18 protein-coding genes and 1 pseudogene are annotated in these 20,872 nt (G+C 63.3%); 7 read left to right on the forward strand and 12 right to left on the reverse strand.

Going from position 1 to position 20,872, the window contains the following annotated elements; all coding sequences use genetic code 11:
* From MJ601_RS15690 to MJ601_RS15725, 8 genes and pseudogenes are all read right to left on the reverse strand, one after another.
* Positions 1 to 3,946 (reverse strand): annotated as a pseudogene (locus tag MJ601_RS15690) (strawberry notch-like NTP hydrolase domain-containing protein); the annotation flags it as partial.
* A 181-nt stretch (positions 3,947 to 4,127) separates the two neighbouring features.
* Positions 4,128 to 6,347, reverse strand: a complete 2,220-nt coding sequence (locus tag MJ601_RS15695) for a xanthine dehydrogenase family protein molybdopterin-binding subunit (protein ID WP_242128083.1) — start codon at positions 6,345 to 6,347, stop codon at positions 4,128 to 4,130.
* Positions 6,348 to 6,372: 25 nt separating this feature from the next.
* Positions 6,373 to 6,999: an Isoquinoline 1-oxidoreductase subunit gene (locus MJ601_RS15700; protein WP_242128085.1), complete on the reverse strand. Its 627-nt coding sequence runs from the start codon at positions 6,997 to 6,999 to the stop codon at positions 6,373 to 6,375.
* Between the two features lie 56 nt (positions 7,000 to 7,055).
* Positions 7,056 to 7,526 carry a (2Fe-2S)-binding protein gene (locus MJ601_RS15705; RefSeq protein ID WP_242128086.1) on the reverse strand — a complete coding sequence of 157 codons (471 nt, stop codon included), beginning with the start codon at positions 7,524 to 7,526 and terminating at the stop codon, positions 7,056 to 7,058.
* 428 nt (positions 7,527 to 7,954) lie between these two features.
* The gene (locus tag MJ601_RS15710; protein WP_242128088.1) at positions 7,955 to 8,716 is read right to left on the reverse strand and encodes a class I SAM-dependent methyltransferase; all 762 of its coding nucleotides are present in this window, start codon (positions 8,714 to 8,716) and stop codon (positions 7,955 to 7,957) included.
* Between the two features lie 14 nt (positions 8,717 to 8,730).
* On the reverse strand, positions 8,731 to 9,681 hold the full coding sequence (locus MJ601_RS15715; protein WP_242128090.1) for an SDR family oxidoreductase: 951 nt from the start codon (positions 9,679 to 9,681) through the stop codon (positions 8,731 to 8,733).
* A 94-nt stretch (positions 9,682 to 9,775) separates the two neighbouring features.
* A complete protein-coding gene (locus tag MJ601_RS15720) occupies positions 9,776 to 10,126 on the reverse strand; it encodes a hypothetical protein (protein ID WP_242128092.1) in 351 nt (116 codons plus the stop codon).
* 239 nt (positions 10,127 to 10,365) lie between these two features.
* Positions 10,366 to 11,364 (reverse strand): AraC family transcriptional regulator, encoded by a 999-nt coding sequence (locus MJ601_RS15725; protein WP_242128094.1) that lies wholly within the window; start codon positions 11,362 to 11,364, stop codon positions 10,366 to 10,368.
* Positions 11,365 to 11,529: 165 nt separating this feature from the next.
* Between MJ601_RS15725 and MJ601_RS22120 the strand changes: the two genes are divergently transcribed.
* The 3 genes from MJ601_RS22120 (at position 11,530) to MJ601_RS15735 (ending at position 13,761) form a co-directional block, all read left to right on the forward strand.
* The gene (locus tag MJ601_RS22120) at positions 11,530 to 12,051 is read left to right on the forward strand and encodes an MFS transporter (protein ID WP_491572925.1); all 522 of its coding nucleotides are present in this window, start codon (positions 11,530 to 11,532) and stop codon (positions 12,049 to 12,051) included.
* Positions 11,966 to 12,766 carry a MipA/OmpV family protein gene (locus MJ601_RS15730; RefSeq protein ID WP_242128096.1) on the forward strand — a complete coding sequence of 267 codons (801 nt, stop codon included), beginning with the start codon at positions 11,966 to 11,968 and terminating at the stop codon, positions 12,764 to 12,766. The genes MJ601_RS22120 and MJ601_RS15730 overlap by 86 nt, the downstream gene beginning before the upstream one ends.
* Positions 12,767 to 13,005: 239 nt before the next feature.
* Positions 13,006 to 13,761: an SDR family NAD(P)-dependent oxidoreductase gene (locus MJ601_RS15735; protein WP_242128098.1), complete on the forward strand. Its 756-nt coding sequence runs from the start codon at positions 13,006 to 13,008 to the stop codon at positions 13,759 to 13,761.
* Positions 13,762 to 13,872: 111 nt separating this feature from the next.
* Here MJ601_RS15735 and MJ601_RS15740 read toward each other — a convergent pair whose 3' ends face one another.
* Positions 13,873 to 14,796, reverse strand: coding sequence for an AraC family transcriptional regulator (locus MJ601_RS15740; RefSeq protein ID WP_242128100.1), 924 nt, complete (start codon positions 14,794 to 14,796; stop codon positions 13,873 to 13,875).
* Positions 14,797 to 14,968: 172 nt separating this feature from the next.
* On the opposite strand from MJ601_RS15740, the gene MJ601_RS15745 reads away from it, so the two are divergent.
* Genes MJ601_RS15745 through MJ601_RS15755 form a run of 3 tightly spaced genes read left to right on the forward strand, consistent with a single transcriptional unit; the run spans position 14,969 to position 17,196 of the window.
* Positions 14,969 to 15,493 (forward strand): DUF1097 domain-containing protein, encoded by a 525-nt coding sequence (locus MJ601_RS15745; RefSeq protein WP_242128102.1) that lies wholly within the window; start codon positions 14,969 to 14,971, stop codon positions 15,491 to 15,493.
* Between the two features lie 31 nt (positions 15,494 to 15,524).
* Complete coding sequence (locus MJ601_RS15750; RefSeq protein WP_242128104.1) at positions 15,525 to 16,409, forward strand: NmrA family NAD(P)-binding protein; 885 nt, start codon at positions 15,525 to 15,527, stop codon at positions 16,407 to 16,409.
* A 31-nt stretch (positions 16,410 to 16,440) separates the two neighbouring features.
* The gene (locus tag MJ601_RS15755) at positions 16,441 to 17,196 is read left to right on the forward strand and encodes an SDR family oxidoreductase (RefSeq protein WP_242128106.1); all 756 of its coding nucleotides are present in this window, start codon (positions 16,441 to 16,443) and stop codon (positions 17,194 to 17,196) included.
* 121 nt (positions 17,197 to 17,317) lie between these two features.
* Here the strand turns inward: MJ601_RS15755 and MJ601_RS15760 are convergent, their stop codons facing one another.
* The 3 genes from MJ601_RS15760 to MJ601_RS15770 all read right to left on the reverse strand — a co-directional run bounded on the left by MJ601_RS15760 (position 17,318) and on the right by MJ601_RS15770 (position 19,747).
* Complete coding sequence (locus MJ601_RS15760) at positions 17,318 to 18,133, reverse strand: NAD-dependent epimerase/dehydratase family protein (protein WP_242128109.1); 816 nt, start codon at positions 18,131 to 18,133, stop codon at positions 17,318 to 17,320.
* Complete coding sequence (locus MJ601_RS15765; RefSeq protein WP_242128110.1) at positions 18,130 to 18,591, reverse strand: MarR family winged helix-turn-helix transcriptional regulator; 462 nt, start codon at positions 18,589 to 18,591, stop codon at positions 18,130 to 18,132. The genes MJ601_RS15760 and MJ601_RS15765 overlap by 4 nt, the downstream gene beginning before the upstream one ends.
* A 262-nt stretch (positions 18,592 to 18,853) precedes the next feature.
* Positions 18,854 to 19,747 carry a LysR family transcriptional regulator gene (locus MJ601_RS15770; RefSeq protein ID WP_242128113.1) on the reverse strand — a complete coding sequence of 298 codons (894 nt, stop codon included), beginning with the start codon at positions 19,745 to 19,747 and terminating at the stop codon, positions 18,854 to 18,856.
* A 99-nt stretch (positions 19,748 to 19,846) separates the two neighbouring features.
* Between MJ601_RS15770 and MJ601_RS15775 the strand changes: the two genes are divergently transcribed.
* Complete coding sequence (locus tag MJ601_RS15775; protein WP_242128115.1) at positions 19,847 to 20,659, forward strand: SDR family NAD(P)-dependent oxidoreductase; 813 nt, start codon at positions 19,847 to 19,849, stop codon at positions 20,657 to 20,659.
* Positions 20,660 to 20,872: the final 213 nt, after the last annotated feature.

Here is a 20,872-nt window from a genome sequence, read left to right on the forward strand (position 1 = left end):
GCAGCAGCTTCCAGATCGGGAGCAGCAGCCCCGAGACCATGTGCAGCGTCGAGGTATCATGGCTCGGCAGTCCGCCAAGCTCGGTGGCCCAAGCCGCGCTGAACGTCGCACGATCCGTCTCCTCCCACGAACTTGCCGCCAGCATCTCGGCGCGCATCACGCTGTCAGTGAGCGGCCAGATCAGGCGGACGCGCGGGTGGATCGCGCCGTCATCATCGGTGACGCTGCGCGCGCGGCGCTGGACGGCCACCCGGCCGGTCTTCGCGTTGACCAGCAGCTTGCCGCCACGATCGTCGGCCATGGCCAGCGCATCGGCGAGCGAAAGCGGCATCAGCCGATCCTTGCGCTCGATGGTGAGCAGCGCGGTTTGAGCACCGGTGCCAGGATGGGTATAGATCGGCGCGCGCGCGATGATGCGGAAGCTCTCGGCCTGCAAGGTCTCCAGCCCCACCTCATAGCTGCCGGACGCCTGCGCCTGTTCGATGCGGGCGGTCAGCAGCCCTTCGAACGCCTCGAACAGCAGGTTCTGCATGGCGACCGTCAGCGCCAGCATGCGGTTCAGGAAAATGTTGATGCCGGGCAGCTCATCCTTGAGACCACCGTCGCTGTCGAGCAGCGACAGGCCGGTCGCCGCCTCGAAGCGGTCGAGCGAGCAGCCCTCGACCTTGCCGCGCGACAAGAGCACATAGAGCTGGCGCAGCGCATCGCGCGCTTACCAGCTCTCCTGATTGTCAGCCGCGCTGAACATATTCTGTCCGCCGGTCTGGCGCTGGCCGCGCGTGATCGCGCCGAGCGTGTCCAGCCGCCGGGCGATGGTCGAGATGAAGCGCTTCTGCGCCTTCACGTCGGTCGAGACCGGCCGGAACAGCGGCGGCTGCTTCTGGTTCGTGCGGTTCGTCCGCCCGAACCCCTGGATCGCGGCATCGGCCTTCCACCCGGCTTCGAGCAGATAATGGATGCGCCGCCGTTGATTCATCGCGCCGAGATCAGCGTGGTAGCTGCGACCGGTGCCGCCTGCGTCGGAGAAGATGAGGATCTGCTTCTTGTCCTGCTGGAAGGCATCGGTCTCGTGGAGCGCTGCCGATGCCGGACGGTTCTCGACTGCGAAGCGGACCGAGCCGTCGTCGTTGTGCTTCGGCACGACGCGGCGCGACCGGCCCGTCACCTCCGCGACCATCTCTGTCCCGAAATGCTGGACGATCTGGTCGAGCGCGCCGGGCACCGGCGGCAAGGCCGCGAGCCGCTCGATCATCGCGTCACGGCGACGCACCGCCTCGCGATTGAGGACGGGCACGCCATTCTCGTCGCTGACCGGGCGCGAGGAGAGATTGCCCTCGCCGTCGGTGAACGGCTCGTACAGCTGCACCGGAAAGCTGTGCTGGAGGTAGGAGAGAACGCCGTCCCTCGGAGTGATATCCACCGAGACGTCATGCCATTCATCGGCCGGAATCTCGGCGAGGCGGCGTTCCTGCATCGCCTCACCAGTCGAGACGATCTGCACCACGGCCGCATGGCCCGCCTCCAGATCGCGCGCGATGCTGGCGATGACGGCGGGCGTCTGCATGCTGGTGATGAGGTGGTTGAAGAAGCGCTGGAGCATGCCCTGATAGGCGGACTTGGCCTGCGCCTTGGCCTGCCGGTTGAGCGTACCGTGAGCGGAACTGGTGACGCCAGCCGCTTCCAGTGCGGCATCGAGATTATTGTGGATCACCTCGAACGCCGAGGCATAGCTATCATAGATGCGGACCTGTTCGTCCGTCAGCTTGTGCTCCAGCATCTCATATTCGACGCCGTCGAACGAAAGCGACCGGGCGGCATAAAGGCCGAGCGCCTTCAGATCGCGCGCGAGCACCTCCATTGCCGCGACACCGCCATTCTCGATCGCGGAGACGAACTCGCCCCGCGTCGCGAACGGGAAGTCCTCGCCGCCCCACAGGCCAAGACGCTGGACATAGGCAAGGTTCTGCACGGTAGTGGCGCCGGTCGCCGAGACATAGACGATGTGGGCATTGGGCAGCGCATGCTGCAGGCGCAGTCCTGCACGGCCCTGCTGCGAGGGCGCGACATCGCCGCGCTCGCCCTTGCCGCCGGCGGCGTTTGCCATCGCATGGGTCTCGTCGAATATGATCACCCCATCGAAGTCGGCGCCAAGCCATTCGACGATCTGGTCGACGCGCGACTTCTTGCCGCCGCGTTCCTGCGAGCGCAGCGTTGCATAGGTGGTGAACAGCACGCCTTCCTCAAGCCGGATATCGCTGCCCTGTTTGAAGCGCGACAGCGGCGTCACCAGCAGGCGTTCCTGCCCAAGCACCGACCAGTCGCGCTGCGCGTCTTCGAGCAGCCGGTCCGAGACCGACAGCCACAGCGCGCGGCGGCGGCCTTTCAGCATATTGTCGAGGATGATCGCGGCGACCTGCCGACCCTTGCCCGCGCCGGTGCTGTCACCGAGGAACCATCCCCTGCGGAACCGGACGGCCCCTTCGGCATCTTCCGACGCCGCAGTGATCGTGTCGAACATCTCGTCGACCTTCCACGCGCCCGACAGATACCCCGCATGGGCTTCACCAGCGTAGATCACGGATTCCAGCTGGGCGTCCGACAGGATGCCGAGCGTCACAAGCTGGGACGGCAGATGCGGCCGGTAAGAGGGCCTGGGCGGCGCGACCGAGGCCATTGCCGCCGACTGGACCAGTGGGGTCGGATGCGGTTGCGCGCCCTCGATCCGTAGCGACTGGGGCGCATAGGGCTCGTAGATGCTGTCGCCCAGACGCTCGGCGGGCGGTGTCCAGTCGATCGTCCCATAAGCGAGTTCGACCGCCGACGTGTCCGGGACAGAAGGAGCAGCCACCGAAGCCACGGCCCGCGTCTTTGCGCGCGCCGGCATGGCGGAGGTGGTAACCGGCAGCGCCGCAACCGGCGATGGCGTGATCGGTGCGCGCGGCGGCACCTGGTCGAGCACCCACTGAAGCAAGGTCGCGGTGTCGGGCGCTTTGCCGGCGCTCTCGACAAAGCTGGCCGGATCGTCGGCGGGCAGCTTGTCGATGACGGTCAACCGCGTCTCGATCGCCGTGCCATGTTTGGCATAGACCTTCCCGTCAATCGCGGCGGTGAACACCACGCGCGCCTGTTCCTGCAGTCGGGTGAAGGCCCTGCGCCAGTCGGACGATGCCGGCGCGCAGCTTGCGCCCGTGATCGCGACCAGGCGACCGCCCGGTTCGAGGCGCGCGAGGGCGGATTGAATGTGCTGCATAGCGGCGTCGCGCATCGTGCGATCGACGTTCGCGACCGCCGAGAAAGGCGGGTTCACCAGCACGATGGTCGGCCGGATCGGCATGGGCAGTCGGTCGTCGATCGAGGCGGCATCATGGCCGGAGACAGCCACGTCCGGGAACAGCAGCCGCAGCATCTCGGCGCGGGTCTCGGCCAGTTCGTTGAGTGTGAGGCCCGCCCGCGCGAGCACGGCGTGGACGGCGAGCATTCCAGTGCCGGCGGACGGTTCCAGCACATGATCGGCGGGCTGGATCGAAGCCGCCACAGCGGCGACAAAGACAAGGCCCGGCGGGGTCGAGAATTGCTGCAAGGCCTGGGAGGTCTCCGAACGACGGGTGTGCGTGGGCATCAGCGCCACGATGCGTTCGATCAGCGCCAGCGCGCTTAGCGGTGCGCGGCCGACGATCGTCGGGCCATAGCGGCGCAGGAACAGGATCTCCGCCGCCTCGCAGGCGTCATAGGCGGTCTTCCAGTCCCAGGCGCCGGTCGCGTCGCTGTCGCCGAAGGCGTCGGTCATCGCGGTGCGGAGTTGCGCGGCATCGATCGTGCGCCCCGCTTCGAGTGCCGGCAGAAGGGCGCGCGCGGCGGCCAGCAGGGCGACGGCCCGGCTGGCGAAAGGGCATGCAGCGGTGGAAGGCGCGGCGCGCAGCGCCGCGTCGGACAGGATATGGGTCATCGGTGGAAGTCTCCGGGAGAGCGGGAAGCGGAAGCCCCAGCGGACGCTCTCTCTAAGCCCGACCGGGTTCGCTCCTCCGGCCGCGCCTCTCCCTCTCACACGGGATTGCATCCCGTCCATTACCGTCGGCGGCAACAATCCCCCTCAGAGGCTTCGGTGACGAACGCATCTTCAGGCGCCGTCATATGCGTGAGGTGTTTGCCGATCCAGCATTGGAGAACCCAGCGTTCGCAGCGCCCCCATGCAGAAACGGCAAGCTTCGCGTTGGAGACCCGGTCAAGGCGAGAAGGGCATTTGCAATCGCGGGCGCGATCGGCGGCACGCCGGGTTCGCCCATGCCGGACGGCCGGTTGGTGGATGGGATGATGTACGTCTCGATCGCAGGCATCTCGTTCATGCGCACGACGGGATAGGTATCGAAATTGGTTTCCTGGACTATGCCGTCCCTGAGGGTGACAGCGCCGTAGAGCGCTGCCGAAAGGCCGAAGCCTATCCCGCTTTCCATCTGCGCGGCGATCTGGTCGGGCGAGACAGCGATCCCGCAATCGACCACCGCGACGACCCGGCGCACAACGGGGCGGCCGTCTTGCAACCGGACCTCTGCGACCTGCCCGACGACCGTGCCGAAACATTCATGGACGGCGATACCCTGCGCCCAGCCGGGTTCGAGAGGTTGGCCCCACGCTGCCTTGCCGCACAGTTCGTCCAGCACCGCCAGATGCCGCGTCGCGCCGGCTCTTTGGTAGATCGCCCGCCGATACGCTGCCGGATCGCGCCCAACACGCCGGGCAAGTTGATCGACGACATGCTCCATTACCATACCGTTGAACGAATGGCCGACCGAGCGCCAGAACGCGACCGGCACCGGAAAGTTCGGCGAGAAAATCTTGCCATCGATGACTTCCGCGGCGGTCAGGTAGGGCGATTCCGCGATACCCTCGACAGCCTGCGCATTGGGTCCGACCGGTAGCAGTGGCTGGGCAACGACGTGGTGGCGCCAGCGCGACGGAAAGCCGTTCGGGGCCAGTTCGACCCAGATGCGGTGGTGCGCCATCGGCCGGAAAAGCCCTGACGACATCTCATCTTCCCGCGTCCAGATCAGCTTGACCGGTCGCCCGGATGCGCGCTTGGCGATCCGCACGCATTCGACGAGATAGTCGGCGGCCAGGTTGCCGCGCCGGCCGAACGAGCCACCCGCCGGCACAATCTCGACATCGACGCGACCGGGGATGGTGGCGGCTGCCCGCGCCGCCTGCACCTGATCCACCGTCGCCAGGTGCGAACCCGAGATGATCTTCACGTCCCATCCGCTGACTTGGGCGACGCAATCCAGCGTTTCCATCGGCGCGTGCGCGAGATAGGGGAAGTCGAACGCGAACTCGATCGCGTCGGGACCGAATGCGACCTCCGCATCCTTTCCCTTGCTGTGAAAGTCGCTCGGTTCCAGGTCGGTTCGCCGGGCGGCGGTTTCGTGATAATAGCGCACGAGTTCAGGCGTGGATCGCGTCTCCGCCACGCTGTCGTCCCATTCGACCCTGAGTGCATCGCGCCCTTGTCGGGCGGCGAAGGTGCTTTCCGCGACCACGGCCACGCCCGTCTCGATCGCGAAGACGTCGACGACGCCCTTGACCTTGCGCGCATCGGAGGGATCGAACTTTGCCATCCGTCCGCCGAAGCGCGGGCTGTGCGCGACCATCGCCACCAGCATATCCGGAAGTTGGATGTCCTGAGCATAGATTTGGGCGCCCGTGCTCTTGGGAAGGCTATCCTTGCGCCGCACCCGGTCGGTGCCGATCAGTCGATAGTCCTTGGGTTGCTTGAGCGCCGGTTGCTGTGGCGGCGTCTGGCGCGCGGCGTCGGCCAACAGTTCCGCAAAGGTCGCTGACCGTTTTGAGGCGGGGTGCGAGACGACACCATTGTGCACATCAATCAGCTTGCGCGGCACGCCCCAGCGTAACGCGGCCGCGGCCACGAACATCGCGCGGGCTGCTGCGCCAGCATTGCGCATCGGATCCCAGTTGGTTGCGATGGAGTTCGATCCGGCAGGCCCCTGCATACCATAAGCGCGGAAATTGGCGTGTGCGTCGATCACGCGGACGCGGTCCCAGTCCGCATCGAGTTCCTCGGCGATCATGGCCGCCATGCCGGCGTGGACGCCCTGGCCCAGTTCCTGCTGCTTGTTGACGATCGTCACCCAGCCGTCTGGAGCGATTCGGATAAACGACCCGAAGGCGCTCGGCTCCGGATCGGGACCGCCGCCCTGGAAGATGGCGCCGGCGACCTGCATCGGGTGGGTCGCGGTGTAGCCCACGACCATTGCGCCGCCGACCAGCGTTCCGCCCAGGATCATCTTGCGGCGCGTCATCTCGAAGCGGCGTTTGGGTGCCGATGCCTCTATCACAGGCGTTCTCCTATTCGCTGGCGGATCAGGCGGGGCATTTGCCACCCGTATCCAGCCAGGCCTTGATGAGCGCACCAAACTCCGCCTGCGTGCCCGGCGCGGGTGTACGCTGGCCGCCGGGGTGCCAGGCCCAGCCGACAAGCTCGTCTTCTGTCATGTGGTGCAGCAGTTGTTCGCGATTCATATGCGCGCGGGGCGGGTCGAGAATTTGCCGACATATCTGCCCAAGCGTCTTGCCCTGCCAGGCCATCTCGATGGGCGCGAGTCGCCACTTGGGATTGCCGGGCACGCCCGAGGCCGCGAAGTTCGCATCATGGTGACAAGTCGCGCAACGCAGCGTCTGCGCGCCGGCATCATCGGTGCCACGCGTGACCCACGGCATGTGCGGACGCATCGCGTCGGTCTGCGTCGGCCGGTCCGTGCGGGGATGGCAATTCATGCAGCGCGGGTGCTGGATCACCCGGCCCGCCTCCTCGAACAGCGCAATCGAACGCGCCTGCGGGTTGGCGATCGACGCGAATGCGGCGACAGGGCGCAACTGCACGACTTCAGTACGCAGATGATTGGCAGGAAGCGACTGTGCCTGCGGCAGCGGCTGGGGACGCAGGAGGATCGCCAGCGCGAGGACGATAGCCACGACGACCAGCGCCAATATCGGCAAGCAGCCGAAGCGTCGACGCTGGCTCTGCCCGGAGGAACGTCGCCACCTCACGACTGGCCGGACCCAAGCCTACCAGCAGCGTCGTGAATCGCTGCGCGGATCCGATTGTAGGTGGCACAGCGGCAGATGTTACCGCTCATGGCGATATCGATATCGTCGTCGGTCGGCGCGGGAATCGCACGGAGCAGCGCTACCGCGCTCATGACCTGACCTGATTGGCAGAAGCCACATTGCGGCACGTCGCGCGCGACCCAGGCATCCTGAATCGCCTTGGTTTCTGCGCCGTCCACAGCCTCGATCGTCACGATCTGCGCCGACGACACGGCCTCCAGCGCAAGAGAGCAGGAGCGCATCGGCTGACCATCGACATGCACGGTGCAGGCGCCGCATTGCGCCACGCCGCAGCCGTACTTCGTGCCCGTAAGCTTCAGCGTGTCGCGAAGCACCCAGAGAAGCGGGGTCTGGCCGTCCTCATCGACGTGGTGGATCCGACCGTTGATCGATAGCGAAAAACGCATGGATTAGGTCCGAATAACGATGGTCATGGCTATAAGGCTACGCGGCTTCGGCGGAGCAAAGAACGCCGGATCCCACATAAAACATGCCTATTCCTATTGTGGCGGATCGATGATGCTTCTTGAACGCTCCCAGGCAAGTGCGCGACCCGACAGAAACGGAGCGATGTCAAGGAGTGCGATTATTGCGATACGAACTTTCAGATGATTGCGGATGTCCGAACGACTGAAATCTTGCGGACATATCCCACGTCATCAACCAAGGTCAGCACAACGTCGGCAGTCGCCGCACAGGCGAGGAAGAACCATAAGCCATGTCCGACAGCCAATCCTGACAGGCAGCACCGCGACGATGAAGATATTCACTGTCCAGTCCAGCCGTTGGTCCAGCTTCATCGAGTGATCGCGTTCCGGTTGGGCGGGCCAGAACATCAGCCGGCATCCGCCCGGGACGCGAGCCGGTACACAGATGCCGGTGGGACGTTACGGAGGGTTGTCCCCACCCGATCCGCGACGAGCCCGAGACGGGTCAGCACGTCCACCGGCACCGAGCATCGTCGGCCATAGGTGAAGAGGTAGAACGCCGCGTCAGGCGTCATGCGCGAGAACGCGGCATGGATGATGGCTTCGATTTGCTCGGCATTCATGCTTCGCAGACCCAGTCCACAGATGGTGGCGCCGAAGTCGCTGCTGTCAGCCTTTTGGGCGTGGGTCAGATCAGCGGCGTCGATGCCGAGGACCGTCGCGCGAGGAAAGCGCTGCTTCAGCAGCCGCGCGAAGGTCGGATTCTGTTCGACAAGTGTGAGGTCCCACTCGGCGACACCGCGCGCGATCAGATTCTGCGTGAACACCCCGGTTCCCGGACCAAGTTCGAGTACCGGGCCAGTCCATTTATCCACGCTGCGGGTTATTAGCGACGCCAACGCCTTGCCGGATGGCGCGACTGCCGCGGTGCCGGCCGGGTTGCGCATCCATTCGAGCAGGAACCGGAGCGTGTCCAGCCGTTCCCCATTCGCTGATCCGAGGGCCGTCGGTCCAGCCTCATCGCTGTTCCAACCTCGACCATCCGTGAGAACGCTGGCAGCGCGCCGCCTTGGCAATACCCGGTCATTATAGTGTCGATCGTCCTTGCCGCCGACATCGATGCCGAAACATTTCCACCATGGTGGAGCGGCGCTTTCCGATGATGTCATCGATCTAGCCGCCATCAGTTCGTGAAGGTCCGCATATTCTCGCGCGCATCCGGTTCAAACCGCACGGCGGTCAGCGCTTCGGACACCTGCCAGAGACGGGCGGCAACCGCCTCGTCCAGAGCGTTCGGCGGCACCTTTGCCAGCGCCGGGAACCCTCGCGTCTCCCCCATCTTGTCCGGGCCGTAATAGGCACCGCCCTGTGCATCGGGCGATGTTGCCGCGAAAAGCGTCGGGAGGGCGCCTTGGGAAGCGGGCTGGAAGAGAAACGGCAGGATGGATCGCGCGATGCCGTGTGCGCTCCAGCGACCAGGCGCATTGTGCAACAGATCCGTGCGCGCAATGCCCGGATGGGCGGCAATGCTGGTTATGCCCCAGGCGCCGGCCTTGCTGCGCCGCTCCAGTTCGAAGGCGAACATCAGGCAGGCGATCTTCGACTGGCTGTAGACGGGCATCGGCTTGTAGCTGCGCTTGGCATTCAGATCGTCGAAATTGATCGCGCCGCTTGCGGCAGCGACGCTTGAAAGCGATACGACCCGAGCATTGCTGCCCTTGTGAAGAAGGGGCAGGAGATGGGCAGTGAGCGCGAAATGGCCAAGATAGTTGGTGCCAAGCTGCAATTCGAAACCGTCTTTGGTTTCCTGTCGCTTTGGCGGAACCATCACACCGGCGTTGTTAATCAGGAGGTCGAGGCTGTCCCGTGTCTTCCCGAGCCGGACGGCGCACTGCGCAATTGACGCGAGGTCGGCGAGGTCGAGCGGCTCAAAGCTGATCCGCGCCTGCGGCACGGCCCTTCGAATTCTGTTGACCGCCGCCGATCCCTTCTGGGGGTCGCGACCAGCGATAATCACATCGCCCCCCGCCCGCGCGAGTGCGAGCGCATCCTCGAAGCCGAGGCCGCCGGTGCCGGTGACGACGGCCGATCGGCCATGCTGCGGCGGAATGTCGGATGCTGTCCAACGGGTCATGATACTGTCTTTCGAAGGTTGCGCTGGTTGCATCCAGAGATACGCGCGAGCCACGCAAGCGCCATGCCGGAACCTGCGAGACACGTGCCTATTCCTACGATTTGGATATTTGGGCCTGCCTGCCGATCATGTCAGATAACTCCCGACGTTGCGATGCCGAGAAGCCGGCTTCCTCCAGGCTCATCGTTGGGACGCTTCGCGGGAACAGTGCGCGGGCAAGTTCGGCATAGGCGCGCAACGCCTCCAGGCGCGGATTGGCAAGGGAGACGGGTGTCGGCCTTGCGAAGAAGATGAGGACGTTTGACAACCGCGATCGATTGCGAACAATCTCGCCGTCCTTGATCCCGATCTTGATGGCCATTCGTTCCAGATACGAGAAGACGGGCGCGAGGACGGCGGGCTTAGCCTCGCCGATCGACCTCGTCGGCGACAGGTCCATGAACATTGGGCTTCTCCATCGATCAGAGTTGCTGAGCGACTGTTCATGCCGATCCACGGACCAGGCATCCTGTCATCTCGTTCCCAATGTGCCCGCAACCGCCCTGCGGCGAAATGCCCGAACCCGTCTAATATTTGCCCATTTCTCTATGGGACTAGGCGTGAGGCGCACGCGGTAGAATCTTTCAAGAACATGGACGGGCGCGCAGACCCGAGGCGCGCCCGTGAGGCTGCTACTTGTGAAAGCTACGTCAGCGCGGCCTTGAGGCTCATCGCATCGCGTTTGGGCGCGACACCAAAGGCGCGCGAATATTCGCGGCTGAATTGGGACGCGCTTTCGTAGCCGACCTGGTAGGCCGCCTCGGCGACATTTACTGCATCCGCGATCATCAGGCGGCGCGCCTCCAGCAGGCGAAGCTGCTTCTGGAACTGGAGCGGCGTCATCGAGGTCAGCGCCTTGAAATGCTGGTGGAACGAGGACGGGCTCATATGCGCAGCCTCCGCCAGACGCTCGACGCGCAGCGTTTGTGCGAAATTATCGCGAAGCAAATGAATCGCCCTGGCGATGCGCTCAAGATGTGAGTCCGGCATGGCCTGCTTACAGAGTTCAGCGCCGTTGGGACCGTTTAGAAGCCAGTAGTAGAATTCACGCATGAGCGCCGGGAAAAGTATTCGGATGGCCTTGGGCGTGTCGGTCAGCCGGACCATGCGCGTGACGCAGTCTGCAAGTGGGCCTTCCACCTCGGCGACGAACATGCTCCGAGCGGTACTTGTGGTCGGAACCGGAGGGCTTTCGAGCTGCTCCAGCACCTCGCGCATCATCATGACGTCAAATTCGACCGAGACGCCGACAAAGGGTTCTTCCGGGCTCGCGGCAACGATCCGTCCGCAGGCAGGAAGATCCACGCCCACGATCAGGCACTGCATCGGACCGTAGCTGAGCGTCTCATCACCAACGAGGATGTCCTTGGCGCCCTGCAGCGTGATGCAGAGCGACGGCTGATACACATAATGGTTGTCCATATGATGGAACGACCGGATCATGTGAATGCCGGCGCCAGGCACCGGGAAGTACCCCTCTCCGCCGCCATGTGCATCCATGAAGGCATTCACCACCCTAAGAAGCTCTGAAGATACGCCGCTCTTTTCCGGGCGACGTGCAATCACACCGCGATTCGCAGACACCCGCGTCGGGCCACTTGTAGGAAAAGGCAAGATTTTTCCGGTTTCCGGCATTCTGGTCATCGAACATTCCCTCTAGCTTACTGGTGCCAACCAAAGCGAGGCGAGAGACAAACATGACAGAAATCTCAGCCTCGTCAATAGATGTTATAAGTTACACTTCACGCATTCAGAAGGATGCCGATCACAAATATATAAAGAGTACCCGTATAATTCCTACTTCTTATGATGTTATTATTGGCCATAATTTTCAGAAATTCCGAAAGCTTTCCTCAATCTATTCTCGATAAATCGATAAATACAGATCTGTCTCCTAACGATAGGCAGATCGATTTACTGGCAAGCATAGTATTTGCGGGGTGCTATGCGCCGTTATTGCTACCGCTCGCGCGGGCCTCCGATCGTGGATCGCCACGTTTCGTCCTCGTCGCTTGTATCGCCATCTGGAGCGCGATGACAGTACTCGGTGGCCGCGCCGCCAGCTTCCTCCTTCTGGCTTTCACGCGGTTCGGTGTTGCGTTCGGTGAGATACCCCCTTCTCGCAGCTCCGTAGCGGGGTCGTCATCTCCTCCGCCCAGGGCGACCCCGCAGGCCACCGAAGGAGAACCGATCAACCGGGTCCCGTCGGTGGCCCTACTACCACCCTCCCCAAATAGGATCGTGCATGCGTACACTATTCCTGACCATTTTAACCTGCGGCGTCGCCGCGATGACCGCTGGCACTGCTCAGGCGCAGGCTGGCCCTCCTGACGACGGCTCGCCGCATGGCGTGGTGGCCATCGGACCCGGCGTCGTTCCTGAATTCGACGGGTCCGGGGACATGCGTGTGTTCCCGTTCGTGGTTGCCGATGTCCAGTGGCGTGGCATCAACGTTCAGGTGGGTGGCCCCGGCCTGCGTATGGACGTTGTTCCAGACCCGCGGCTCGCGTTTGGACCGGTGATCGGAATGCGTCTTCCGCGCAACGACGTGGACGGACCCGTCGGATTGCTGCCCAACATCGGCACCGCGATCGAGGCGGGTGCTTTCGTCGGTTATCGCATCGGCGGCAGCGCGTCGGGCCAGGGCTCGCTCCAGATAGAGCTATCCGTGGTCCACGATGTCTCGCAAACCCACAACGGGCTTCTCGCAACCGCGAGCGCTAGCTACGCTGCCGTTCGCCAGAGGGATTTCTTCCTCTCACTCGGCGCGCAGACCACCTGGGTGAACCAGGACTATGCGCGCACCTATTTCGGCATTGATGCGGCCGGCGCCAGGGCGAGCGGCCTTCCCGCCTATCGTCCGGACGCGGGGGTCAGGGACATTGGGGGCGGTGTGACCGCTGGCTACTGGTTCAGTGATCACCTGGGCGTCACGGCACGTGCCGGTGCGAGCTACCTCGTGGGTGATATCGCCGACAGCCCGATCACCGACAACGGCAGCCGTTGGCAGCCCGCCGCCGGTGTCATGCTTTCCTACCGGTTTTGAGGGACAGTCATGACCGACAATCCGCTTTGCGATATCCTCCTGTTCGCAGCACCGCCAAGCCTCACCGCCTTGCAGCGGTGGAGAACTGGCGCTTCTTCGCCACGAAGAGCAAGTGACGCAGGGTTAGTCTCCCCGCTGGAAGCTCCCCAGGCGTCATCTCGTTAGCCGGCAGCGAATGCGCTGTACCGTTTTTTGGATGCTAAGCGGCCCAAAAATCAACATCCCGTCAGGAGATTACCATGCATGATAAGGCCGTAGCACTGGTCACAGGTGCCAACCGAGGCATCGGCTTGCAGATCGCCAAAGAGTTGAGCGCCAAAGGCTTAACCGTATTGGTTGGAGCGCGCGACGTCGCGCGCGGCGAAGCCGCGGCCAATGTGGTGGGACAGAGCGCGGTCGCGCTCCAGCTGGACGTGACGGATCAGACATCGATCGCGGCGGCCGCGGAACGGGTTCGCCGGGAGTTCGGGCGTCTCGACGTCTTGATCCAGAATGCCGCGATCGCCAAGACCGAAGGAAGCGATCAAACCGGCGAAGAATTTGCGCAAGCCAACCGGCCAAGCATCGTCTCGCTCGATGACATGCGCGCCGTCTGGGACACAAATGTGTTCGGCGTGCTGGCGGTCTATCAGGCGATGTTGCCGATCCTGCGCGCCACGCCGAACGCGCGCATCGTCAACGTCTCCAGCGGGGCTGGGTCGCTGACGGTGGTTTCGGACCCGGACTCTCCGTTGCGGCCCCTGTTCGAGGTTAGCTATGCGGCCTCGAAGACCGCGCTCAACGCGTTGACGGTCGCGATGGCGATTGAGCTGGAGGCCGAAGGTATCAAGGTCAACGCTGTCTCGCCGGGCTACACCAAGACGCGGCTGACCAGCTTTGCTGGCACGGAGAGTGTCGAGGAGGGGGCCGCCGAGGCCGTGCGCGTGGCGCTGCTTGGCTCCGACGGGCCGACAGGGGCGTTCACGCATGCCACATTGGGCGTCGTCCCTTGGTAACACGATTATTGCGGGTCGATCGATTCTTGAGCCGCCGCGACACGATCGCCGTACGGCGCGCGAGCGCCTGGTGAGCGGTCTTTGCGGTCTGAATTACTATGCGCCTTGCCGTTAAGTAGTCAGCTCCGCCTGTCGTCGTCCGTATTGTCGCGGCGAAATGCCCATAACGCGCTTGAAGGCGGTGCTGAAGGCGCTCTCCGACTCATATCCCAGCGAAGCCGCTGTTTCGACCAGCGCGTCGCGCGAGTTGACCAATCGATCGCCGGCGAGAAGCATGCGCCAGCGCGTGAGATACCCCATTGGTGTCTCGCCGACGGTCTCGCGGAATCGCTGCGCGAACGTCGAGCGGGACATGCCCGACTGATCCGCAAGTTCCTGCAGGGTCCAGCGGTGGGCGGGATCTGCGTGCATTGCTCCGATGGCCTTGCTGATCTGTTTATCACCGAGCGCGAAGAACCAGCCCACCCGTCCTTTCAGGCCTTCGGCAAGATGCAGGCGGAGGGCCTGGACCAGCATCATATGGGCGAGATGTTGAGCAACGAGCGACGCGCCAGGCTGTGCTTCGCGGAGTTCGGTCATCATTCTCTCGACCGACCAGCGTAGCGCGGCCTGCTCGGCCTCGCGGCGAATAAGAATGATCGGAGGCAAAGTACGGAGCAGCATCTCGGCGTGGCGTCCGCTGACCGCGAAACGGCTCCCGACCAGGAAGAAGTCGCCACCTCCATTATGCGTAACCACTCCACCGGTGCGGGCAGGCGGAAACACAGTGCCTGCCAGCACTGGCTCAAGGTCGAGGTCGCTGGCAAGTCTGAATGGCCGGCCGGTCGGTAGAACGAAACACTCGCCGGCGACTAGGCGCACGGGCTCTTCTACACCCTCGACCGCAAGCCAGCACTGACCCGAGATGACAGCATAGCATTTGATCCGGCCATTCTGGTCGTCGAACTGGATCGCCCAGCTTCCGCCCGCGTCAAAACCGGCTGACACGTAACTCTGGGGCTTTAGGAGCGAGAGCACATCAGATAGGGGATCCATTAGCATCATCCCGGACGATCGCAAAGAAATTGTGGACTTAGAGGCATGGATAGTGCGGACGTCGCGGATTATCCAGAGCTTGGATTGCTTGGGACGGACGCCGCGGTGCGGGACGTCCCGACCTCGAAGATAATCCCGGCAGCAGCGACAATTTTGCAGAAAGGAAGCGGCAATGAGCACCTCTCATGTCGATGCCAAAACCACTTCGCGCGAACCGCGACACCAGCAGACTCGCGGTCAGTTCGTCCTTTTCACGGCGATCGCCGCGATTGTCGCAGCAGCTGCGGCATGGTTGAGCGAGGCCTTGGCACTTGAGGTCTGGATCATGTTCGCCGGTTTCATAGCATGGTTCACCCGCCCAACGTCGACGCGCGACGGCATCCATTCGATGATCTGCCTCTGGCTCGGCATTCTACTTGCCGCCATCTCCTACTGGGCGACCGGCAGTCTCATCTCCCTTGCAGCATCGCTCGCATTGCCACTCGTCGTTTTCGCGGTGGCGCTCCTCGTGGTTGGGCTGCGCACGACCCCTGTGCTTGACAATATGCTGGGCTGGTTTCTCGGGCTTGTGACCTACTTCGCAGCCGAACTTGAACCCCAATTGACTAGCTTCGCCAATCTCGGACTGGCCACCGCCATTGGCGGATTCGCGGGCTGGGCTTGTCAAGCTCTCAACCGGCGCTTCGCCGAAGCCTGAACCTACCTGCGTTACCCAAACGGAGACAATCATGATCGTGCTAACTGCCCCCACGGGCAATATCGGGCATCAGGTGCTGCTGCGGCTGCTCGACGCTGAAGCGCCCGTCCGCGTAATCGTGCGCGATGCTTCGAAATTGCCGGAAACGGTCCGCACCAGGGTCGAGGTGATCGAAGGCTCACACGGCGACCAGGAAGTCGTGGATCGGGCTTTTGCCGGTGCCGATACACTCTTTTGGCTGGTGCCCCCGAACCCGACCGCCAAGACCGTCGATGAGGCTTATGTGGACTTTACGCGTCCGGCGGCCGAAGCGCTGCTGCGTCATGGTGTGAAGCACGTCGTCGATATTACCGCGCTCGGTCGCGGAACGCCGTGGGCTGGCAAAGCGGGATTAGTCACGTCTTCGTTCCGCATGGATGATCTGCTTGCCGGCACCGGCGTTGCCTTCCGCGCGGTCGCCAACCCGTCGTTCATGGACAATATTGCCCGCCAGGCGACGGCGATCCGCGAAAAGGGCATGTTCTTCCTCCCTTTCAATGGCGACAAGAAGATGCCGGCGGCCGCTACCCGCGACATTGCGGCGACAGCGGTGCGCCTTTTGCTCGACACAAGCTGGGTGGGCCTCGGTCACGCCGCCGTGCTCGGGCCGGAAGATCTCTCCTTCAACGAAATGGCCACGACCATGTCCGAGGTGCTCGGCAAGCAGGTCCGCTACCAGCAGGTGTCGTTCGAGACGTACAGGGCTGGTTTCGTCGAGCGCGGCATGTCGGATGCGATGGCGCAGGGCATGACGGATATGGCTTGGGCCAAAAACGAGGGCCTCGACAACGCCGAGCCGCGCACGACCGAGAGCACGACACCGACCAGCTTCCGCCAATGGTGCGAGGAAGAGTTGAAACCGGCCTTGGTCGGCTGATCGAACATAATCTGGAAAAAGGAAATCCGTCATGGAAATGACCGGCAATACGATCCTCGTTACGGGCGGAACGAGCGGCATCGGCCGCGCCCTCGCCGAGCAATTTCACAGCCGCAGCAATCAGGTGATCATCGCCGGGCGGCGCCAGCCATTGCTGGACGAAATCACGGCCGAGCGCCCCGGGATTCGCGGTATTCAAGTCGATCTCGACGACGAGAAAAGCCTCGTGGCATTCGCCGACGGCGTGGCGGCCGAGTTTCCCGACCTTAATATGCTCGTTAATAATGCCGGCATCTCGCGGGAGGAGAACATCGTAGGTGAGGATTTCGACTTTGCTACCTCTCGTGAGATGATTCACACCAACATCCTCGCCAAGCTGCAACTCACGGGACTGCTGCTTCCGGTCCTTCGGCAGCAGCCGACCGCGACCATCATCACAACATCGTCGGGGCTGGCGTTCGTCCCGCGCCACAATTTCCCCACCTATTGCGCGACCAAAGCGTTCCTGCATTCCTGGGTTCAATCGCTTCGAACCCAACTGCGCGAGACGGCGATCAAGGTGCTGGAACTGATCCCGCCCTACGTCCAGACGGAGTTGGCCGGACCTGATCAGGCGCGCGACCCAAATGCGATGCCACTTGGAACCTATATCGCTGAAGTGGTCGGACTTCTGGAAAGTGGTGACTTGCCAAACGGCGAAATCCTAGTCGAGCGCGTCAAACAGCTCCGCTCGGCCGAACGCATGGGCAAGTATGACGAGGTCTATTCGACGCTTAACGCCAGCTAGGAGACCTATGCGCGGGAGGGTGAACGGCACTCACGACTCCACTTTCTCACCCTACAACCTTTGCCTCTGAGCGGTTTCGCTTGGAGGCAAGAAAGCCACTACAACGATGATATCGATCGGATCACATCAGCATTTCTCGCGCTGCCTGATGGACCGTCCGTACGACGGGCTGAAAGCCAAGGCTGCGCGCCAGTGAGACATCCATGTGGAGATGCCATGGATTGATCAGCGGCTCCGACGAAGGCTCCATCGTTCCGCCGGCGAGACCGACAAGCTCATAGATGGATGTGGGCGCTTCATCAGCGATATTGACGACGTGTCCGTCCATGGCGCCGGTCAGAGCGAGGGTCATGACCGTGGCGATGTCGCGGTGATGCACCATGCTCATCCGCTGCGCCGGATGCATTTTGAAGTTGGTGACCAAGCGCGGCAGTTCTTCCAGATGCCCGTCTCCGTCGCCATAGATGAAACCGAACCGCTGAACGCACCAAGTCAGCCCGCTCTCGCGCAGCACATTCTCGGCGGCGAGCTTGCTGGCGGGATAGGCCTGCTGCGGGTCCACCGCATCCGTCTCCAGTCCGGGGCGAGCAGTGCTTGCGTCATAGATGTTGGAGGTGCTGGCGAGGATGAAGCGCACCTCGGGCACGTGCGCGCGCGCTGCGGCGATGAGATTGCGCGTCCCTTCGAGGTTGCTCTTCCAGATGAGGTCGGTGTCGGGCGTCCGAAAGACCGCCGCAAGATGGATGATCGCGGACACGCCCTCCACAGCCTTGGCGAGTGAGATGGGATCAAGAAGGTCGGCCTCCACCGCGCTCACGCCCGCAGGCGGCGTCTTGCCCTCGCGCATGAGCGCGAGACAAGCAAAGCCTGCATCGACGAGACGCGGCAAGAGGCGCGCGCCGACAAGGCCGCTGGCCCCGGTCACAAGAATGGTCATGATAATGTTCCTTTCCGGGAAATATTCTCAAGGCGCTCCGTTGCGGCCCGGAGCACGCGGACCACGGTGGCGATGTCGGCCTCATCGATGCCGTCGAACGCGGCCGAACGAATGAAGGAGAGATCGGGTAGTTCGCCCCAGAGCTTCGCGCCGGTGGGCGTGATGCGCAAAAGCCTCTGCCGCTGGTCGGCCTTGTCGGACTCCTGTTCCACAAGGCCCTTGCGTACGAGCGTCGCGACTAGACTGGTCATCGTTGCGCGCTCGATCCCGAGCAGCCGCACGAGATCGCGCTGCATCGTCGGCCCATCATGCACGAGTTGGTGAAGCACATACCATTGCACGGAGCCGAGTTCATAGGGACGCAGGGCAGAATCCATGACTGCCCGGCCGGCGAAGTAGCACCGCTTGGTCCAGACTCCGATGCCGTCGCGCCCTGACTCTCGCGGCTCATCGCTCATCGGCACACCTTACATATTCGCTAGTTATCTAGCAAATATGTAAGGTAGCTAGCGAATGTCAACCCGCACATCCAATCGACTGCTGTCACTCGGCGAAGCGGCGATTAAGAGCCTTGCAGACGAAGCCGGATGCGCCGCCGATCACTGCGGCGGCAACGAGATGGACGAAGATGCGGCATCAAGCCCGGCTCCGCAGTGCCGTGCGCCGCCGTGTATCCCCTTTCTATCACTTGGACCGCACTGGCTACGTCCGGCCGGCCTGTCACCCAGCTCTGCTCGTTCTAAGCGCCTCCTTGAACAACTCGAAGGCCGTCGTGCCCTGCCGATCGGGATAATAGAGATGGTAGCCGGCAAACGGCTCGCACCAAGGCTCCAGAAGGCGGGTGAGACGGCCTTCGGCAATGGGCGAAGCTACCAGATCCTCCAGGATGTAGAGCATGCCGCACCCTTCGACGGCGGCAGCCACCAGCAGATCGGCGTCGTTGAATATCGGCCCTCGCCCTGGCACGACAGTCACGGCGTGGCCGTCGCGCTCGAACGACCACGGCGACAGGCCGCCATGCCCATCGCGATAAGCGATACAGCGATGCGCCGTAAGGTCGGCGGGTTCCATCGGCACCGGATGGTCGCGCAGATAGCTGGGAGTGGTCACCACCGCGACACGAAGCGGCGGCCCGATGGGCAGCGCGATCATGTCCTTCTCCAAATGCTCTCCGAGCCGGATACCCGCATCGTAGCGGCCCGCGACAACGTCGGTCATCCCGTTGTCCACGCGCACCTCCACCTTGATGCCGGGGTGGCTGCGCATGAACGACGGGAGCATCGGCCACAGCAACGTGTCCGCGGCGTGCTTGCCCGTCGTGATCCGGACGGTGCCGATCGCCGCCCCGCGTGCCTGGGACAGCGCCTCGATCTCGTCGTCTAGTTCCGCAAGCGCCGGCGACAGGGTCGCGAGCAGCCGCTCGCCGGCCGCGGTCGGGGCGACGCTGCGCGTCGTGCGGGTGAGCAGGCGAAAACCTAGCTGGTTCTCCAGCCGCTTCATGGTCTGGCTCAACGCCGACTGCGTCACCGCCAGTCGCCGCGCGGCGCGGGTGAAGCTGCCGTCGTGAGCGATGGCCGCGAAGATGGCGAGGTCGCCGAGCCGATCCGGACGCATTCGTGATCCCTGCTACTGGGGCATATTACTTATGAGGCGGTTATCTCTATCCATTAGCATTATAACTTAGTCTGCGACAGCAGGAGTGAGGAATGAGCTATGGCAAAGGTTTGGCTGGTGACGGGCGCGAGCCGGGGACTTGGGCGGGAGATCGCCCGCGCGGCGCTGAATGCGGGTGAAACAGTCGTGGCGACAGCGCGGTCCGTCGAAGAGGTGCGCAATGGCTTGGGAGCCGAACACGGTCTGCACGCCCTCGCGCTCGACATCACCGACGCCAAAGCCGCGAACTTGGTCGCCACCGAGACGGTCGAGCGGTTTGGCGCGATCGACGTGCTGGTCAACAATGCCGGCTATGCCGAACTGGGCTTCTTCGAGACCTTCACCGATGCGGAGGTGCGGCGTCAGTTCGAGGTCAACCTGTTCGGCACGATGAACGTCGCCCGCGCGGTCGTCCCCCACATGCGGGCGCGTCGCTCAGGCCTCATCGTCACCATCTCGTCGGTCAGCGGGCTGGTCTCCAACGGCGGGGGATCGGTCTATTCGGCGTCGAAGTTTGCAATCGAGGGGTGGATGGAAGGCTTTGCGCAGGAGTTGGCACCGCTCGGCGTCCGCTCGCTGCTCGTCGAGCCGGGGATGCTTCGCACCGACTTCATGGACCGGAAGTCGGCAAGCTTCGGCAGCATTGACATTCCAGACTATGCCGAGGCGATCGCGCAATATCGTGCGTTCGTGGACGAGGCGAACGGTAACCAGCCCAACGACCCGAGTTTGCTCGCTGCGCGAATCGTGGCGCGGGCGTCGCAAGACGGGTTGTCGTCGCGGCTGATATTTGGCGACGACGCGCTTGCGTGGGCGGGCGCGAAGGTCGACCAGTTGCGGCAGGAGATCGCCCGATCCGCCGACCGGGATTAAGACGGCGGAACAGGGCCGCGTGCGGCACAGGAGGTTATCGATGCATGTGGCCGTGACACGGACATCTTCTGCCGTAGATTTAACGAGCTCTCAGCCTGATCAATGCGGATTCACCTCTTGTCGGCTCGGGATTAAGGCATGCGCGCTAAAATGGCGAACAACCGATTTAGGGGTTGGACGTTTATCGGCGGAGTAGGACGGGAGACGGCAGCA

It is taken from the genome of Sphingobium trunci (genome assembly GCF_022664535.1).
Lineage (GTDB): Bacteria > Pseudomonadota > Alphaproteobacteria > Sphingomonadales > Sphingomonadaceae > Sphingobium.

Coding starts and splice junctions, on each gene's coding strand:
- MJ601_RS22120 (WP_491572925.1), top strand. CDS start 11,530: ATGTTATTATTGGCCATAATTTTCAGAAATTCCGAAAGCTTTCCTCAA.
- MJ601_RS15740 (WP_242128100.1), bottom strand. CDS start 14,796: ATGGATCCCCTATCTGATGTGCTCTCGCTCCTAAAGCCCCAGAGTTAC.
- MJ601_RS15715 (WP_242128090.1), bottom strand. CDS start 9,681: ATGACCCGTTGGACAGCATCCGACATTCCGCCGCAGCATGGCCGATCG.
- MJ601_RS15755 (WP_242128106.1), top strand. CDS start 16,441: ATGGAAATGACCGGCAATACGATCCTCGTTACGGGCGGAACGAGCGGC.
- MJ601_RS15705 (WP_242128086.1), bottom strand. CDS start 7,526: ATGCGTTTTTCGCTATCGATCAACGGTCGGATCCACCACGTCGATGAG.
- MJ601_RS15775 (WP_242128115.1), top strand. CDS start 19,847: ATGGCAAAGGTTTGGCTGGTGACGGGCGCGAGCCGGGGACTTGGGCGG.
- MJ601_RS15720 (WP_242128092.1), bottom strand. CDS start 10,126: ATGTTCATGGACCTGTCGCCGACGAGGTCGATCGGCGAGGCTAAGCCC.
- MJ601_RS15730 (WP_242128096.1), top strand. CDS start 11,966: ATGCGTACACTATTCCTGACCATTTTAACCTGCGGCGTCGCCGCGATG.
- MJ601_RS15765 (WP_242128110.1), bottom strand. CDS start 18,591: ATGAGCGATGAGCCGCGAGAGTCAGGGCGCGACGGCATCGGAGTCTGG.
- MJ601_RS15745 (WP_242128102.1), top strand. CDS start 14,969: ATGAGCACCTCTCATGTCGATGCCAAAACCACTTCGCGCGAACCGCGA.
- MJ601_RS15760 (WP_242128109.1), bottom strand. CDS start 18,133: ATGACCATTCTTGTGACCGGGGCCAGCGGCCTTGTCGGCGCGCGCCTC.
- MJ601_RS15725 (WP_242128094.1), bottom strand. CDS start 11,364: ATGACCAGAATGCCGGAAACCGGAAAAATCTTGCCTTTTCCTACAAGT.
- MJ601_RS15770 (WP_242128113.1), bottom strand. CDS start 19,747: ATGCGTCCGGATCGGCTCGGCGACCTCGCCATCTTCGCGGCCATCGCT.
- MJ601_RS15750 (WP_242128104.1), top strand. CDS start 15,525: ATGATCGTGCTAACTGCCCCCACGGGCAATATCGGGCATCAGGTGCTG.
- MJ601_RS15710 (WP_242128088.1), bottom strand. CDS start 8,716: ATGACATCATCGGAAAGCGCCGCTCCACCATGGTGGAAATGTTTCGGC.
- MJ601_RS15735 (WP_242128098.1), top strand. CDS start 13,006: ATGCATGATAAGGCCGTAGCACTGGTCACAGGTGCCAACCGAGGCATC.